The sequence below is a fragment of the Kitasatospora sp. NPDC002040 genome (assembly GCF_040296785.1).
Taxonomy (GTDB): Bacteria; Actinomycetota; Actinomycetes; order Streptomycetales; family Streptomycetaceae; genus Kitasatospora.
In genome coordinates this window covers 219,245-235,025 of record NZ_JBEOXV010000001.1, presented here as the reverse complement: position 1 = coordinate 235,025, position 15,781 = coordinate 219,245, and the positions used below count along the sequence as shown (strand labels likewise).

Sequence of the window (15,781 nt, the reverse complement as noted above, 5' to 3'; positions counted from 1 at the left end):
AGTACGCCACCTGTGTCCTGTCATGAAACGGAGGAACGATGTCCAACCAACGGGCGGAAGTCCGCCCGGCGAGCTCCAGCGTCGTTTGGACGGTGGTCGGGCTCTGCCTGCTCGCCATCAATCTGCGTCCCGCGCTCGGCAGCGTCTCCCCGCTGCTCGGCGACATCCAGGACGCGCTGGGCCTGTCGGACGCGGCGGTCAGTGTGCTCACCACCCTTCCGGTGCTCTGCCTCGGCGTGTTCGCCGCGGCCGCGCCCGGTCTCGCACGGCGGCTCGGCCTGGCATCCGCACTGGTGCTCGGCCTGGTGGCGCTGGTGGCCGGGGTGCTGGTCCGACTGGTCCCCTCAACGGCAGCGCTGTTCATCGGAACCACCCTGGCCGGGGCGGGTCTGGCCATCGGCAACGTGCTGATGCCGGCCGTCATCAAGACCGCTTTCCCGACCAAGATCCGGCTCTACACCGGCATCGGCACGGCCATCCTGAGCGGCGGCGCCGCCCTCTCGGCCGGTGTCGCCGTCCCGCTGCGGAACGCCGTCGGCGGCGACTGGAACGACGCGCTCGGCATCTGGGCGGTGCCCGCGGTGGTCGCGCTGGTGCCGTGGCTCGTGCTCGCCCGCCGGGCGGTCAAGCCGACCACCCCGGCGGCCGGCGCCGCGACCGCGCGCGGCTCGCTGCGCGGGGACGCACTGTCCTGGCAGGTGACCGGCTACCTCGCGCTCCGGGCCCTGGTGTTCTTCACCGCGCTGGGCTGGCTGCCGATGGTGCTGTCGGACTTCGGATACAGCGACGCCGGTTCGGGCGGCCTGCTGTCGCTGGCCATGGCGGTCAGCGTCCCCGGCGCGCTGTTCGCGCCGGTGCTGGCCGGCCGGTTCCTCGGGATGCGGGCCGTGGTGACCATGGTCGCCGTGGCCAGCGCGGTCAGCCTGATCGGGCTGCTCGTCGCCCCCGGCATCGCGGCGCTGTGGGTGGTCCTGCTCGGGCTCTCGCTCGGCGCCGGCCACGCGCTCGCGCTGACCTTCATCGGTCTGCGTTCGCCCGACCCGCAGGTGGCGGCCCAGCTGTCCGGCATGGTCCAGACCGTCGGCTACCTGGTCGGCGCCCTGGCCGGTCCGTTCGCGCTCGGCATCATCAGTGGCGCGACCGGGAGTTGGACCGTCCCGCTGATCCTGCTCGCCGCCTTCACCCTGCCCGAGCTGATCCTGGGCCTGCTCTCCAGCCGCGACCGCTTCGTGCGCCCGCGCACTGTCGCCGGCCCGGCCCCGACGGTCGCTCCGGCCGGCGCCCCGGCCGGCCCGGAGCAGACCCAGGCCCGCGAGGAGGTCCGCGTCGCCGACTGAACCAACAACAGCCACCGCCGAGTTGACGGCGCATCACCCCGGACGGCTGACGTGACGCTCGACGGCTCCAGGGCCGCCGGGCGTCACGCCTGTGTGGACGAAGTCCCGTTCCCGGCGGAGGAACCCGCCGAGGACCCGGACCCGTTCACCGAGGACCACGACGTCCGAGCGGATCCGTACTGCTGACCCCCCGCACGGCAACGCAGGTGGGCCTGGACCGGAGTTTCCGGTCCAGGCCCACCTGCGTTGCCCGCACGACAGCGGCTCACTCCTGGCGCTTCAGGCTCTTGCCGCTGATCCGGACCGTGTCCGCCGACACCGTGCCGTCGGCACTCGCCCCGGACGCGGCACGCAGGGCGAGGGCACCGGCCTCGACGGTGTAACGGCCCTCGTAGGCGGCCTTCTTGCCGTTGTAGTCCTCGGTGAAGGTACCGTCGGGACGCAGTTCGAGCCGCAGGCTGCCGTCGTCGCTGGCCCACACACCGACGGCGCTCACGCCCGACGCGGATATCGTCGGAGCGGGCGCGGGCCCCTGGGACGACACGGTGGCCGCGGCTTCGGCCCCGGTGGCCCCCGGGCTCCCCCAACCGCAGGCGGCGAGGACGGCGAACAGCGGAGCGGCGGTCATGACGGTCACGGCCGGCATGTGGAGGGTCTTCGTCTTCATGGCGTACGTACTCCTTGGATGTCTCTGCGGTCTCTGACAGGTACGGACTGGACGGGACAGCCACAACGGCCCCGGTCTCCCGGGGCCGCTGTGGTGACGTGGGACGGGATCAGCTCAGCCCGATCGACAACTTCTGCTCCAGCCGGTCGGGTTGGGCGTAACGCGTGGGCGCCCAGCGCAGCAGGGTGGCCCCCACCGTCATGCCGCCGCCGAAGCCGGCCAGCAGCACCATGTCGCCGTCGGCCAGCTCACCGCTCCGGTGGACCACGTCGAGCGTGATCGGCACCGAGGCCGAGCCGGTGTTGGCGTACCGGTCGAGCGCCAGGTGCAGCTGCGCCCGGCGCAGCCCGAGCTCCGGCCAGACATCGGCCAGCATCACGCCGTTGGCCTGGTGCGGGACGAAGTGCGTGACCTCGTCCGGGTGCACGTTGGCCTTGGCGAGCAGCCCGGCCAGTGCACCGGGCAGGTGTTCCTGGACGAAGCCGCGCACACCCCGGCCGTCCATGGTGAAGAAGTGCTTGCCCTCGTCCACCGTGCGTGCGGTGGCCGGCATCCGGCTGCCCCCCGCAGGCACGCTGATCAGCCGGTACTGGTCGCCCCGGGTGAGCAGCGACGTCTCCAGGACGCCCCGGTGGTCCGGGACCCGGCCGAGCACCACGGCGCCGGCGCCGTCGCCGAACAGGATCGCGGTCTTGCGGTCCGAGTAGTCCAGGATGCGGGAGTAGATGTCGGCGCCGACCACCACGGCGTACTTGCCGTCGGTGGAGCCCTTGAGCATCCGCTCCGCGACGGTCATGGCGTACACGAAGCCGCTGCAGACCGCGTTGACGTCGAACGCCGCGGCGTTCACCGCCCCGATGAGGTGCTGCACGATGCTGGCCGTGGCCGGCTGCGGGTGGTCCGGGGTCGAGGTGGCGACGACGATGTACGCCACGTCCTCGGGGCGGATGTCGGCCTGCTCCAGGGCCCGGGTGGCCGCGCGGGCCGCCAGGTCCGAGGTGGCGTGCCGGTCATCTGCTCTGCGTCGTTCCCGGATGCCGGTCTTGCGCACGATCCATTCGCTGGTGACCCCGGTGCTCCTGGCGATCTCCTCGTTGGTGACCACCTGCTCCGGCAGGAAGGATCCGGTACCCAGGATTCCAATGGGATTCATAGTGCCTCCAGTTCTGCGGGGGCTGCCTGCTGCGGCCCCCGCCGGTTGCCTGCCGCGGCGCCCGGCCCTAGATCCCGGCCGCGACGAGTCCCGTGCGCAGTCGGGTCCAGTGGGCGGCCTCGGCGTGGGCGCCCAGTTCGGCGTCCTCGCCGACGGCCACCGGGCGGCCCACCGCCTCCAGCAGGTCGAGATCGCTGATGTGGTCGCCGTACGCCGTGCAGTCGGCGAGATCGACGCCGAGCAGCGCTGCGGTGACGTGGGCGATCCGGCCCTTGGCCGGGCCGATCAGCGGGAACAGCACCTCGCCGGTGAGCCGCCCCTGGCGGATCAACGGACGGGTGCCGATGGCTCGTTGGGCGCCGACCCGCTCCGCCACCGGGTCGAGGCAGGCGAAGAAGGAGCCGGAGACCAGGACGACGGGTTCGCCCGCCGCACGGTGCCCGGCCAGCGCCTGCTCGACCTGGGGGAGGAACAGCGAGCTGCCGCGCAGCTCGTGCTGCTCCTGCTCGTGGATCAGCCAGCGCCGGCCGGAGGCCGCCAGGGCGGCAGCCTCCTCACCCTTGAACAGCCGGTAGTAGCGGCGGTTGATGTCCGCCCTCGGGACGCCGGTGCGGGCCGCCTCGCGCAGCTCGCCGGCCAGCCGCTCGTACGTGCCCTCCGGTTCACCCCGCTCGCGCAGCCGGAACTCCAGGAACCGGAACATGCTCTTGGCGTTGATCAGCGTCTCGTCGACGTCGGAGAACGCGACGGCCTCGATAGTCATGCCTGTCTCCGTCTTCCCTGGTCGTCAGCGGGCCGAGACACGGGTGAGCTGGAAGGTGAGGACGCAGAGGCTCTCGCCCTTCTGCCTGGCCTCGACCCGGACCGGAACCCGCTCCAGGCCTTCGTCGTCGGGGAGTTCGAGCACACCGCCCTGGGTGTAGTGCTCGGTGGGGCTCCCGCCGAGCGGCGTCCGCGCTCCCGCCTCGGCGGTGAGGACGGTCTCGTCCTCCAGCTCGCCGAAGCGGGTGAAGCGGACGTCGACACCGGTGACGGCCGTCTTCGCGGTGGACATCCCGTGCAGCTCCAGCGCGGCGAACAGCGCCAGCTGGCGGGCCCCTTCGGCGATCACCATGCCCGGCAGGTGGTCCTGCGGGTGGTCGAACAGGCTGGCGTGCCGGGCGGGCACCCGCAGCAGCGCGGAGGAGCCGTCGCGGGTGACCGCGGGCTCCACCAGCAGCACGTTGTCCGTGCTGGCGCGGCCCACCAGGTGCGGCGGGACGGGCGTACCGGGCGTGGACTGCGGGTACGCCGCCGAGCTGGGCAGCGCCATGCCGTTGCGGTTGTTCAGACGCAGCGTCAGGTAGCCGTTGGGCGTCTTGAACCGCAGGCCGAGCGTGGCGGTGCCGACGGCGGTGCCGTCCAGCGAGAGCGTGAACACGTAGTCGAGCCCGGTGACCCGGCCCTCGCGCTCCTTGCGGGAGGCGATGGCCACGTCCATGGCCAGCTGGGCCGGACCCGACCCGATGGCCAGCCGCTCCGGGCGCGGGATGTCCAGGCTCAGGTGGGTGAGGATGAACTTGTTGTCCGCCGAGACGCCGTAGATGCGGTGCGCGCCGGCCAGGCCGGCCTGGCGGCAGGCCTCCAGGATCAGCAGCGGGTCGTACGACTCCGGCCGCAGCAGGTGGTCGCCGTAGTAGGCGTGCGAGCGCGGCAGTTGGGCCCCGGCCAGGTAGTGCCCCTGGTCGATCTCCACCAGGTCGGTCAGGAAGACCTCGCCCAGGGCGTCCCGGTGCACCAGGAGCCGGTCGATGGTGCGGGTGTAGTCGAGGGCGTGGATCGGGGCCGGGGCCGGGGGTATGTCGGTGTGCAGCTCCGGTTCGGCTGTTGCGGTGGTCATGGGTGACATTCACCTTCTCTTCGGTGATTCCGGTGTGTTCCAGTGGTGCCGGCGGACCGGCGCGACCGGTGCGACCGGGCGGGCGGGCGGGAACGCACGGAGGGCCGTCCGTGGGGTGACGGCCCTCCGACTGCAGGTCCCGCGCGCCCGGCGGCGGGTGCGGAGTGCCACCTGTGGGGTGGCGGCCCTCCGACTTCAGGTCCCGCGCGCCCGGTGGCAGGTCACGCGGGGTAGACGTCCCCCGGCAGCTTGCGGTCGGCACCGACGGTGCCGATGTGCCAGTACGGGTACGGGGCGGTGGTCTCGCTGACCTTGTCGAGGCGCTCCAGCTCGCCGGCGCTGAGCTCCCAGTCCATCGCGGCCAGGTTGTCGGCCAGCTGGTGCGGCTTGGTCGCGCCGACCACCGCGGAGGTGATCCCCGGCTTGGCGAGCACCCAGTTGAGGGCGACCTGGGCGACGGTGGCGCCGTGCGCCTCCGCGATCGCCGACATCTCGTCGACGATGTCGTAGGCCTGGTTCTCGTCGGTCAGCGGAGCCGACTCGGCGGGGGTCCGCTCGGCCAGCCGGCTGCCCTCGGGACGGCCCTCGCCGCGGCGGTACTTGCCGGTGAGGAAGCCGCCGGCCAGCGGCGACCAGGCGGTGATGCCGACGTTCTGGTCCACCGCGAGCGGGATGATCTCGCGCTCCAGGTCGCGGGCGGCGATGTTGTAGTAGCCCTGGTAGACGCAGAACTTGGCCAGGTTGCGCCGCTCGGAGACCGACAGCGCCTTCATCAGCTGCCAGCCCGCGTAGTTGGAGACGCCGATGTAGCGGATCTTGCCGGACCGGATCAGGTCGTCGAGGACGCGCAGCGTCTCGTCGATGGACGTCCGGGGGTCCCAGCCGTGCAGGTGGTAGACGTCGATGTAGTCGGTGTCGAGGCGGCGCAGGCTGTTCTCGACCGCCTCGTAGAGGTGGTGGCGGGTGGCACCGATGTCGTTCGGGTCGTCGGTGATCCGCCAGCGGCCCTTGGTGCCGATGATGACCCGGTCGCGGACCTTCTTCAGGGTCCGGCCGAAGAACTCCTCGCCCATGCCGTTCTTGTAGACGTCGGCGGTGTCGAAGAAGTTGATGCCGGCGTCGAGCGCCTGCTCCATCATCCTCAGCACGTTGGTGTCCTCGACCGTGCCGAACTCCGACCAGTTGCGGTCCTCGGCCCCCAGGAAGGAGGCGCCGCCGCCGAAGGTCATGGCGCCGAAGCACAGTTCGGAGACGGACAGGCCGGTGTCGCCCAGGTAGCGGTAACGCATGTTCTCCTGCTCTCTGACGGTTTCTGATGGAAGGTGTCGATCGCGGTACACAGGGGATGGCACCCCTGGGGCTGGGAGGGAGGACCCGCGGGACGGGGGATACCGCGGGCCCTCCGGTCTGGGGGGCTCAGTCGTCGGACGACGAGCCGTCGGCGGTGTCCAACTCCCGGTCCTTGACGACCAGGAAGGTGACCACGGCACCGACCAGGGCGAGCACGGTCAGCCCGAGGAAGGCGACGTGCATGCTGGAGGTGAGGCTGGCCGCCACCGCGTCGAACACGTCGGCCCGCTCGGCGGGCGAGACGTTCGCCAGTGCGGTGTCGAGGCTGCCCTGGGTCGCGGCTCCGGCCAACTCGCCGACCCGGTCGCCGAGTTGGGGGGCCCGCTCGGCCAGGTCGCTGCGGGTGAACGAGGCCAGGAAACCGCCCGCCGAGGCGATCGCCACGGACTCTCCGGCGATCCGCATGGTGTTGAAGATGCCGGAGGCCATGCCGGCCCGCTCCACCGGCACCACGCCGACCGCCGCGTTGTCCATCGCGCCGAAGGCGGAGCCCACGCCGAGGCCGAACACCAGCAGCGGTCCCGCCACCACGTACCAGGGCTGACCGCCCTGCAGCACGACCAGCCAGAGCGAGCCGACGGCGATGAGCAGCGAGCTCACCGTCAGCAGCAGCCGGGACGAGACCCGGCCCGCCACCAGGCGGCCCACCAGCAGCGGCAGGACGAAGACGGGCAGCGTCAGCGGCAGCAGCAGCGTGCCGGAGGCCGTGTTGCTCTCGCCGCCGACGCCGTTGAAGTACGGCGGCAGGAAGTTGAGCAGCACCACGAAGCCGAAGGTGATGGTGAACGGCTGGCAGACCACCACGACGAAGGTGGGATTGCGGAACAGTGAGAGGTCGAACATCGGTCGGGCGGCCCGTAGTTCGACGGCCACGAACGCCGCCATGAAGAGCACGAACCCGCCGAGCGCGGCCAGCGTCTGCCCGCTCAGCCAGCCGGTCTCGCCGCCCTTGACGAAGGCGAGGGCGAGCAGGAACAGCCCGCCGCTGAAGGTGATCAGACCGCCCCAGTCGACCGTGGTGGCGTTGGGGTCGCGGGATTCCCTGATCTTCGACATCAGGCACAGCGCGATGACGCCGACCACCACGTTCAGCCAGAACACCGCGCGCCAACCGGCCATGCTGACCAGGGCGCCGCCGAGGATCGGGCCGAGGGCCAGGCCGGCGCCGAAGGAGGCGCCGAGCACCCCGAACGCCTGGGTGCGCTTGCGGCCCTCGAAGGAGGCGGCCAGGATCGCCGCGCCGCTGGTCAGGACGCCGGCCGCGCCGATGCCCTGCAGGGCCCGGGCGATGTCGAGCACCAGGATGCTGGTGGAGAGGGCCGACACCGCGGACATCGCCATGAAGACGACGGCGCCGACGGCCAGGATGCGGCGGCGGCCGAACTGGTCGGCCAGCGCGCCGGCCGCGAGCATGCAGGCGGCGAACGTGACGCCGTACGCGTTCTGCACCCACTGTCCGGCGGAGACGCTCGCGCCGAGGTCGACCACGAGGTCGGGCAGCGCGACCGCCGGGGCGGTGACCGCGAGTGGCAGCAGGACGCTGGCCAGTGCGACCGCGATCAGGACCGGTGCGCCGCTCGACTCCTTCCGCTTCACCGACGTGCGCCCGGCCGCCTCTGGGCGGGGCCTGGTCTCCATGGTCATCCTCTTCACCCTCTGCTCGCGCCAATTCCTTCACCTACCGATGGACCCTAAGACATCTTATGGGTATCGTCAATGAGAGATTAGCAAGACGCCGTAGCCCCAAGTCGCGGACCCGTCACCCGGGTTCGCCACATGGGCCATCAGGCCGGAGCGGCCGCGAGGAAGAGGAAGAGATATGACGAGGGCAGAGCACCAGCTGGGCGCCGGACGCGCCTCGGAGGCGTATGACGTACTGATCGTGGGTGCAGGCCCGACCGGCATGCTCGCCGCCTGCGAACTGCTCAGGAGGGGGGTGCGGGTACGGATCGTGGACCGCGCGTCCGAACCCTCGCCGTTCCCCAAGGCCCTGCTGGTCTGGCCGCGCAGCCTCGACCTGTTCGAGGACCTCGGGGTACTGCCGCAGCTGCGCGAGGCCGGGCTGCAGATCAACGCCTTCAGCTACTACTCCGACCGCCGGCACCTGTCGACGTTCGGCTTCCCGCAGCCGCTCGCCCCGATCTGCCTGCCGCAGAACGAGACCGAGCGGATCCTGCGCGAGCGGCTGCACGAGCTCGGCGGCAAGATCGAGCGCGAGGTCCGGCTGCTGACCTTCGACGCCCTGGACTACTCCGGCCGGATCGACGCCACCGACGGCGTGACGGCGGTGCTGGAGCACTCGGACGGCACGGTCGAACGCACCCGGGCCCCGTTCGTGATCGGCGCCGACGGCGCGGGCAGCGCGGTCCGGGCCCAGTTGGGCACGGGCTTCGCCGGCTCCACCTACGAGACCGCGTTCGCCCTGGTGGACGCGGAGATCGAGGGATTCCTGCCGCCGGACCGGGCGCTGTACTACCAGTCGCCCGCCGGGGCCCTGGTCATCGTCGCGCTGCCGAACGGCATCTTCCGGTTCTTCTCCAGCCTGGCCCCCGGCGAGGAGGTCAGCGTCGCCCGGATGCAGGAGATCGTGGACGAGCGCGGCCCGGCGGGGGTGCGGATCACCAAGCCGATCTGGGAGAGCGTCTTCCGGGTGCACGCCCGGCACGCCAACGACTTCCAGCTCGGCCGGGTGTTCATCGCCGGGGACGCCGCCCACGTGCACAGCCCGGCCGGCGGCCAAGGCCTCAACACCGGCCTGCAGGACGCCCACAACCTCGCCTGGAAGATCGCCGCGGTGGTGCACGGCCAGGCGCCGTCCGAGCTGCTGCGCGACTACGGCGCCGAGCGCTCGGCGGTCGCCGAGCGGGTGGTGCGGGACACCGACATCCAGACCCGGGCCTGGCTGGTGCGGACCCCGGCCAAGGTCCGGCTGCGCGACGCCGCGTTCAAGGTGGCGGACCGCACCGGCCTGTTCACCCGGTTCTACGCACCGGTGATGGCGGGGCGGAAGCTGGCCTACCCGGCGGTGCGCCCCACCCAGGAGCCGGGCGGGCGCTCCCGCTGCCGGGTCCTGGGCGACGTGCGCAACACGCTGAAGACCGGCGCGGTCTTCCCCCGCGCGCTCGCCGTCCCGCACGGCATCGCCGGGCCGGCCGCCGAACCGTCGTACTGGTCCCTGGTGGCGGTGTGCGAGGGCGACACCCCGGGCTGGCGGACCGCGATCCGCGAACTGGCCGCCGAACGGCCGCAGTTGCGCACGATAGAACTGACCCTGGACGCCGCCCGGCACACCGGCTGCCGCCGGCAGGGCTACTACCTGGTCCGCCCGGACGGCCATGTCGCGGCACACGGCCACACCCAGGACCTGTCCGCGCTCCGGGCCGAACTGACCACCTGGCTGGGGGCCCCGCAGCAGTCCGTCTGACCGGCGAAAGGAGCGAACGCCCGGCTGTCGGCCGGGCGTTCGCTCCTTTCGGACCAGGTGTGGGGCCGGGCGGCTAGCCCTCGGCCAGCACCAGCGCCCCGTACGCCTCCGCCGCCGTCGCGGGCTGCAGCGCCGCATGGGCGGCGATGGCGTGGATGTCGCGCCAGTGCCGCTGCAGCGGGCAGTCCTCGGTCTGCGCCCGCAGGCCGCCCCGGCGCAGCAGTTGCTCGACCGCCTCCACCAGGAGGTCGACGGCGGCCGCCACGTCCCGCAGGTTCAGGGCCACGGCCGCCGGGTCCGGCGTCGCGCTGTCGGCGCGGCGCGCGGCCCGCTCCAGCAGCAGTCCGGCCGCGTCGATCCGGCCCGAGGAACGGGCCAGCAGGTCCTGGGCGTCCGCCCCGGCGAGCGCACTGGCGCCCTGCGGGGTGAGGCGCTGCCGGGTCAGGTCCGTCCAGGCCCGCAGCGCGCCCCGGGCCGCACCGAGCGCCGGAGCGGCGAACAGCAGTGCGGCGACCAGCTGGTAGGGCAGTCGGTGGCAGTGGTCGGCGCCCGGCTCGGTGCTGCCGCGCGCCATCGAGGTGCGCGCCATGATGCGGTGCTCCGGCACGAACACACCGTCCACCGACAGCGTGCGGCTGCCGGTGCCGCGCATCCCGCTGGTGTACCAGGAGTCGTGCACCCGGATGTCGGCGCGCGGTACGACCAGCACGCGGTGGTGCTCGATGCCCGGCTCCCGGCCCGGCACGGCCAGCAGCACCCACTGGGCGTGGTCGACCCCGCTCGCGGCCGACCACCGGCCGGACAGCAGCGCACCGCCCGGGACCGGGGTGAGTTCACCCGCGGGCGGCACCACGGCCGCCGCGAGGGCCGGGTCGGGCCCGTCCCCCCAGATGTCGTTCCGCGCGGCCTCGGGCAGCTGGCCCGCCAGCCGCGCGTGCGCGGCCTGCAGGCTCGCCCACCAGGCCGCCGAGGCGCACTCCTCCCCCACCAGGGCGACCGCGGCGAGCAGTTCGGCGAAGCCGCCGCCCGCACCGCCCAGCCGCTGCGGCGCGAAGTGCCGGGCGAACCCGGCGTGGACCAGAGCGGCGTGCACCTCGGGGTGCAGGGTGCGCTCCTGCTGTGCGAACTGCGCGTACCGGCCCGCGCACTGGGCCGCCGCGCGTACCGAGGACCCGGGTAACGCCCCGGTTCCGGCCTCGGTGCCGTTGGTGTCGTACGTGACGGTGGTCATGCTTCTCCCGTTGGTCGTACCGTGTGTCCGGACAGCTGCGGGCAGGCCGCTTCACGCCGGGCCCGCACCCCTCACCGTTCCATCAGTTCCGCTCCCCGGTGTCCTCCTCGGGGAATCCGGGCACCGTCCGACTCGCGGAATTCACACCCGTGGGAGGACCGATCGGAAGGAACGGCGCAATGCGGGCGGCTCCCCACCGGTGGCGGGGGGCCGGGTCAGCGCACCACGTCCCCGGACGCCTCGGCGGACCGTCCCTCGCCCTCGGCGAGCGCGCCCCAGGTCATCCGCCAGACCGTCTCCATCCAGGCGACCGGGTCGATGCCGGAGGACTTGAGGGTCGCCGACCGCACGGCGGCCACGAAGGCGAGCAGCATCTCGGTGATGTCGGCCGCCGAGTACGACCGGGTGATGTCACCCGACCGCTGGGCCAGCCGCACCAGCTCGTTCAGGTGCCCCTGGATCTCCAGCAGCAGGTTGGCGTCCGGCGGCAGCCACTTGCCGGCCGCCGCGGCGGCCGGCTCGCCGGAGAGCAGGGCGTCCGCGGCGAGGCGGTACGCGGCGCGCAGCCGGATGTCGGCGGCGAGCTCGCGCCCCAGCCTCAGCGTGACCGCACCGAGCGGGTCGAGCACCACGCCGCCCGACTCGGCGCCGGAGTCGTCCCGGATCGCCTCCCAGGCCTGGGCGCCGTGCCGGTTCATCGCCTCGCCGAGGTCGTCCTTGGAGGCGAAGTGCCCGTACAGGGCGCCCTTCGTCATCCCGATCCGGGCCGCGACGTCGGCGATCGTCGTGTGTGCGTACCCGTGGGTGGCGAATAGCTCGGCTGCGGCGTCCAGGACGCGCTCAAACGTGCGCTTCGACCGTTCCTGCTTCACCTGCCGCCTCCTCGCCCCGCAGCTCTCCCGGAACCGGGCCTCACTCTAACAGTAAAAGATTCCTGTGGGAAGGAATGTTATCAGGGGATGGATCCGCCACTGACCCGGACGGGCCCGGACATGCCGCTGCGGTACGGCCAAGGGCCGTACCGCAGCGGTTGGTTCAGGAGCCGGCGACGGGCCGGAACGGCCCCGGGGCGGCGGCCAGCGCGGGCCACCCGGCGGCGCCCGGGGCACTCGCCAGGCCGCCGACCGCGACCGGGCGCCCCACCTCGGCCAGCATGGGCAGATCACTGATGTGGTCGCCGTAGGCGTAGCAGCGATCGGGGTCCAGCCGCAGCGCGGACAGCGTGGTCCGCACCGCCAGGGCCTTGCCTGCGCCGATCATCGGCGCGTCGATCCCACCGGTCAGGATCCCGCTGCCGTCCGTCAGTTGACGCGGCGCCAGCACCAGGTCGGCGCCCAGCGACCGTGCCAGCGGAGCCAGCCAGGGCAGACCGCTGCCCGAGACCAGCACCACCGCGTCGCCACGTCTGCGGTGCCCGGCCAGCGCGGCGGCCGGCGCCGCCAGCAGCGCGTCGGGCGCGGCGCGCACCTGCTCGAACCAGATCCGTCCCACCGCCTCCAGATGCCACCGGGGGACGCCCCGGAACAGCCGGAAGTAGGCCCGGTTGAGCTCGGCGCGCTCCCGCCCCTCCCGCGCCTGCTCCATCAGCGCGGCGAACTCGCCTTCCCGGCCCAGCCCCTGGGCCAGCCGCACCCACAACTCCCAGAACGTCACCGGGGAGGAGCGGCTCAGCAGAGTCCCGTCCACGTCGAAGAACGCGGCGCAGCCGGTACGCCGGCCGGATCGCGGCCGTTCACCCCGCGCGCCGCCGCCGCCGCCGACACCTGCCCCGGACGCCGATCGGGGCCGGGGTACGGACGGCGCCGGGGCGGTGGCGGTCGCCGTCATGCGGCGCGGCCGTGGAGCCGGCTGCCGGCCACCAGCAGCGGCCGGCCCGTCAGCGTGGCCGAGGCCAGCCGGCGGTCGCCCTGCACGGCATCGGCCCGGACCGAGAAGTGGTCGCCCCCCACGGCGTGTTCGGCCGCCGGACGGCTCTCGACCGTGACCGGGGCGTCCAGCTCGCCGAACGCCTCGAAGCTGACCTCGCCCGAGGTCAGGGCCCAGACCCGGGGAGCGTGGTCGGGTGCCGACCGCTGACCGCCGGTCAGCGACACGGCCTGCCGGAAGGCCTCGACCAGGGCCATGCCGGGCAGGTGGTCGGTGGCGTGGTCGAAGAACACCGAGTGCTGCGGGTCGAGGGACAGCTGCCAGGAATCGGCCCGGTCGGGCCAGGCGGCCAGCACGACGTCCCACTCGTGCTGCCGGCCGACCGCCGCGGGCGGCAGCGGCACCTGCGCCGGCCGGTCGAACGGGGTGAGGCTGTCCGAGGACGGTGCGTTGCGGCGCCGCAGGACCGAGTAGCGCCGGGTGTCGACGGCCTGGCCCCGCATCGCGACCCGGCCGCAGCGGCGGCCGTCGATCCGCACCACCGCCTCCAACTCGACCACGAAGTGCCGCCGGTCCTGCGCGGGCGGCTGGAGCGTGACGTCGAGGCTCACCGTGTGCGGCGTCGCGCCGTACTGCGGCGCCTGCGGGTCCTCGATGGTGAACTCGGCCCCGGCCAGCACGAACTGATGGCTGATCGGCACCCCGTAGAAGCGGTGCGCGACGTAGACGCCGGCCTGTCGCACCGTCTCCAGCCAGAGCACCGGGTCGCACTTGCCGTCCGCACCAGGGCGGTAGAACACGTGGGCGCGCGGCCACTGGGCCGCTACCGTGAAGCGGTGCTCGCCCCGCCGGTGGGCGTCCGTCAGGAAGACCTCGGCCATGGCCGTCTTGTGGACCATGCCCCGGGGGACCCCCCGGTCGTAGGACAGAGCCGATAACTGTGGTGCATCATGGCTGGGGCCGGAGTGGGCCTGGGCGGTACCGTCGAATCGCGTTGCGTACATGAATACTTCCCCCGGTGTACGTGTGGTGGCCCGCAGTTCCACAGGCCGTCCGACCACTCGAAAATATACCGTTGAGAAGGTATATTGCAATGAGTCAAAACCGCGTCAAATCAGACTTCGCAGGCAGTTCCGGCAGCGGCAGCACCCCCAGTTTTCCCTAGGGGCGACTGGGGCGGCCGCCCGATCGAGAGGCAGTTGTGTCGACTCCGGCTTTCAAGTGGCCCGACCTGGCCCGCGGTCCCGAACCGCGGCAGGACCGGTCTGCCCGCACACGTGACATCGTCCTGCTGAAGGCGGCCGAGCTCTTCGCCGAGAAGGGGTACCGCACCGCCTCCGTCAAGGAGGTCGCCGAGCGCACCGGCATGACCAAGGGGGCGGTCTACCACCACTTCCCGAGCAAGGACTCCCTGGTCATCGCCCTGGTCGAGGCGCTGTACGACCGCTGGCCGGAGATGCTCAAGCAGGCGCGGGCCGAGAGCCCGAGCCCGCTCCTGGCCGCCTTCCGGGTCACCGACCGGGTGGCCGAGGCCTTCATCACCGACCCGGTGACCCGCGCGGTCACCCGACTGCAGGCCGAGCGCTCGTCCATCCCGTTCGAGCTGCCCGCGCCGTACGTCGGCTGGATCCGGCTGCTGACCGAGCTGCTGACCGAGGCCGAGCAGGCCGGGGAGCTGCGACCGGGCATCGAGCCCGAGCCGGTCGCGCACGCCATGGTGGCCTCCTTCTACGGCACCCAGCACATCTCCGACCTGCTGCACGACCGGGCGGACCTGGCCCAGCGCTGGCAGGAGCAGCGGTCCCTGCTCTGGTACGCGATCGCCGGCGACCCGCACTGACGGCCGCTCCGGTACCGCCCCGGACACGACGAAGGGCGTCCTCCCCGGAGGGAGAACGCCCGGTTCAGGCATGCTCTGATCGTGTGGGCCGCCAGGGGTTCGAACCCTGAACCTACGGATTAAAAGTCCGCAGCTCTGCCAATTGAGCTAGCGGCCCGTCAGCCTGCGCCGTTGTCATGCCTGGGCGCTGCCACCGAGATCCTACCCGGTGCCCCCTGCCGTCTGGCCACCCGATTGCCGCGCGCGCCGCGCCGCCGGTCAGGCGGTGGCGAGGTTGGCGGCCCGCACCCGGCGGAGCCAGGACTCGGCCGGCGCCTCGTCCGGAACGGCCGGCAGGACGCCGGGACGGGTGAAGCGGTCCTCGGCGTCGGCGAGCAGCTCCGCCGCCAGCTCGGGCCGGTCCGCGATCCGCTCGCCGAAGGCCCGGACCTCGGCCGGGTCGGTGAGGCGGATCGTCAGCCGGCCGGTCTCGTGCAGCGCCACACCCTGCCGGACCAGACGGACCAGGTGGCGGGCGTGTTTGGCCGCCCGGGCCCGGGTGACCGGGTCAGCGGTGTCACGGGTGGTCAGCTTCCTGAACTGCTGGGTGGCGTAGCCCAGGTAGGAGTTCTTCACCGCCCGCTCGCTGAGGAAGGAGCGCCGGATCGCGATCAGCTCCTCGCCGAGCGGGCTGCGCACCTCGTACAGCTCCTCCGGCAGCCAGACCAGCTCCGAGGCGGTCGGATTGCCGCCCAGGGCCAGCCGGCACCACTTGGCCGCCTCGTGCAGGGTGCGGTCGGGCGCGGTGGTGACGTGCGACTCGGCCGGGCGGTGCAGGCCGTGGAACTCCTCGGTCGGCGCCGCGAACAGGCCGAGCCGGTCGATGTCCGAGCCCGCATGGGCGAGACCGTACGCGGTGGAACCGACGATGCCGGAGAGCAGGACGTGCACGGGTGTCGCCTCCTCGGCGGCCGACTGGCAGGTCGCTCCAGTCTCCGGACCGGACACCGCGCTGTCGAACAGATATCGGGCTCCCCGGCGCGGACGGCGCCCGA

At 72.7% G+C, this 15,781-nt stretch carries 14 protein-coding genes and 1 tRNA gene; 3 read left to right on the top strand and 12 right to left on the bottom strand.

Going from position 1 to position 15,781, the window contains the following annotated elements; all coding sequences use genetic code 11:
- Nucleotides 1-38 precede the first annotated feature (38 nt).
- A complete protein-coding gene (locus ABT118_RS01100; protein ID WP_350644040.1) occupies nucleotides 39-1,337 on the top strand; it encodes a CynX/NimT family MFS transporter in 1,299 nt (432 codons plus the stop codon).
- A gap of 265 nt (nucleotides 1,338-1,602) precedes the next feature.
- On the opposite strand, the gene ABT118_RS01095 is transcribed toward ABT118_RS01100, so the two are convergent.
- From ABT118_RS01095 to ABT118_RS01070, 6 genes are all read right to left on the bottom strand, one after another.
- On the bottom strand, nucleotides 1,603-2,004 hold the full coding sequence (locus tag ABT118_RS01095) for an Atu4866 domain-containing protein (RefSeq protein WP_350644039.1): 402 nt from the start codon (nucleotides 2,002-2,004) through the stop codon (nucleotides 1,603-1,605).
- A 109-nt stretch (nucleotides 2,005-2,113) separates the two neighbouring features.
- A complete protein-coding gene (locus ABT118_RS01090; RefSeq protein WP_350644038.1) occupies nucleotides 2,114-3,157 on the bottom strand; it encodes a 3-oxoacyl-ACP synthase III family protein in 1,044 nt (347 codons plus the stop codon).
- 67 nt (nucleotides 3,158-3,224) lie between these two features.
- On the bottom strand, nucleotides 3,225-3,920 hold the full coding sequence (locus tag ABT118_RS01085; protein ID WP_350644037.1) for an HAD family hydrolase: 696 nt from the start codon (nucleotides 3,918-3,920) through the stop codon (nucleotides 3,225-3,227).
- A gap of 24 nt (nucleotides 3,921-3,944) precedes the next feature.
- Nucleotides 3,945-5,036 (bottom strand): ScbA/BarX family gamma-butyrolactone biosynthesis protein, encoded by a 1,092-nt coding sequence (locus tag ABT118_RS01080; protein ID WP_350644036.1) that lies wholly within the window; start codon nucleotides 5,034-5,036, stop codon nucleotides 3,945-3,947.
- A 221-nt stretch (nucleotides 5,037-5,257) separates the two neighbouring features.
- Nucleotides 5,258-6,325, bottom strand: a complete 1,068-nt coding sequence (locus ABT118_RS01075; protein ID WP_350644035.1) for an aldo/keto reductase — start codon at nucleotides 6,323-6,325, stop codon at nucleotides 5,258-5,260.
- A 127-nt stretch (nucleotides 6,326-6,452) separates the two neighbouring features.
- Nucleotides 6,453-8,024, bottom strand: a complete 1,572-nt coding sequence (locus ABT118_RS01070; protein WP_350644034.1) for an MFS transporter — start codon at nucleotides 8,022-8,024, stop codon at nucleotides 6,453-6,455.
- Nucleotides 8,025-8,205: 181 nt separating this feature from the next.
- Here ABT118_RS01070 and ABT118_RS01065 point away from each other — a divergent pair, with 181 nt between their 5' ends.
- A complete protein-coding gene (locus ABT118_RS01065) occupies nucleotides 8,206-9,810 on the top strand; it encodes an FAD-dependent monooxygenase (protein WP_350644033.1) in 1,605 nt (534 codons plus the stop codon).
- Between the two features lie 73 nt (nucleotides 9,811-9,883).
- Here ABT118_RS01065 and ABT118_RS01060 read toward each other — a convergent pair whose 3' ends face one another.
- The 4 genes from ABT118_RS01060 to ABT118_RS01045 form a co-directional block, all read right to left on the bottom strand.
- On the bottom strand, nucleotides 9,884-11,041 hold the full coding sequence (locus ABT118_RS01060) for an acyl-CoA dehydrogenase family protein (protein WP_350644032.1): 1,158 nt from the start codon (nucleotides 11,039-11,041) through the stop codon (nucleotides 9,884-9,886).
- A 215-nt stretch (nucleotides 11,042-11,256) separates the two neighbouring features.
- Nucleotides 11,257-11,913 carry a TetR family transcriptional regulator gene (locus ABT118_RS01055; RefSeq protein WP_350644031.1) on the bottom strand — a complete coding sequence of 219 codons (657 nt, stop codon included), beginning with the start codon at nucleotides 11,911-11,913 and terminating at the stop codon, nucleotides 11,257-11,259.
- A gap of 163 nt (nucleotides 11,914-12,076) precedes the next feature.
- Complete coding sequence (locus tag ABT118_RS01050) at nucleotides 12,077-12,868, bottom strand: HAD family hydrolase (RefSeq protein WP_350644030.1); 792 nt, start codon at nucleotides 12,866-12,868, stop codon at nucleotides 12,077-12,079.
- Nucleotides 12,865-13,911, bottom strand: a complete 1,047-nt coding sequence (locus ABT118_RS01045; RefSeq protein WP_502884444.1) for a ScbA/BarX family gamma-butyrolactone biosynthesis protein — start codon at nucleotides 13,909-13,911, stop codon at nucleotides 12,865-12,867. Before ABT118_RS01045 ends, ABT118_RS01050 begins: the two co-directional genes overlap by 4 nt.
- A 197-nt stretch (nucleotides 13,912-14,108) precedes the next feature.
- On the opposite strand from ABT118_RS01045, the gene ABT118_RS01040 reads away from it, so the two are divergent.
- The gene (locus ABT118_RS01040; RefSeq protein WP_350644028.1) at nucleotides 14,109-14,747 is read left to right on the top strand and encodes a ScbR family autoregulator-binding transcription factor; all 639 of its coding nucleotides are present in this window, start codon (nucleotides 14,109-14,111) and stop codon (nucleotides 14,745-14,747) included.
- 84 nt (nucleotides 14,748-14,831) lie between these two features.
- On the opposite strand, the gene ABT118_RS01035 is transcribed toward ABT118_RS01040, so the two are convergent.
- Nucleotides 14,832-14,904, bottom strand: a tRNA-Lys gene (locus ABT118_RS01035).
- Between the two features lie 101 nt (nucleotides 14,905-15,005).
- A complete protein-coding gene (locus ABT118_RS01030; protein WP_350644027.1) occupies nucleotides 15,006-15,734 on the bottom strand; it encodes a nucleotidyltransferase domain-containing protein in 729 nt (242 codons plus the stop codon).
- Between the last annotated feature and the right edge of the window lie 47 nt (nucleotides 15,735-15,781).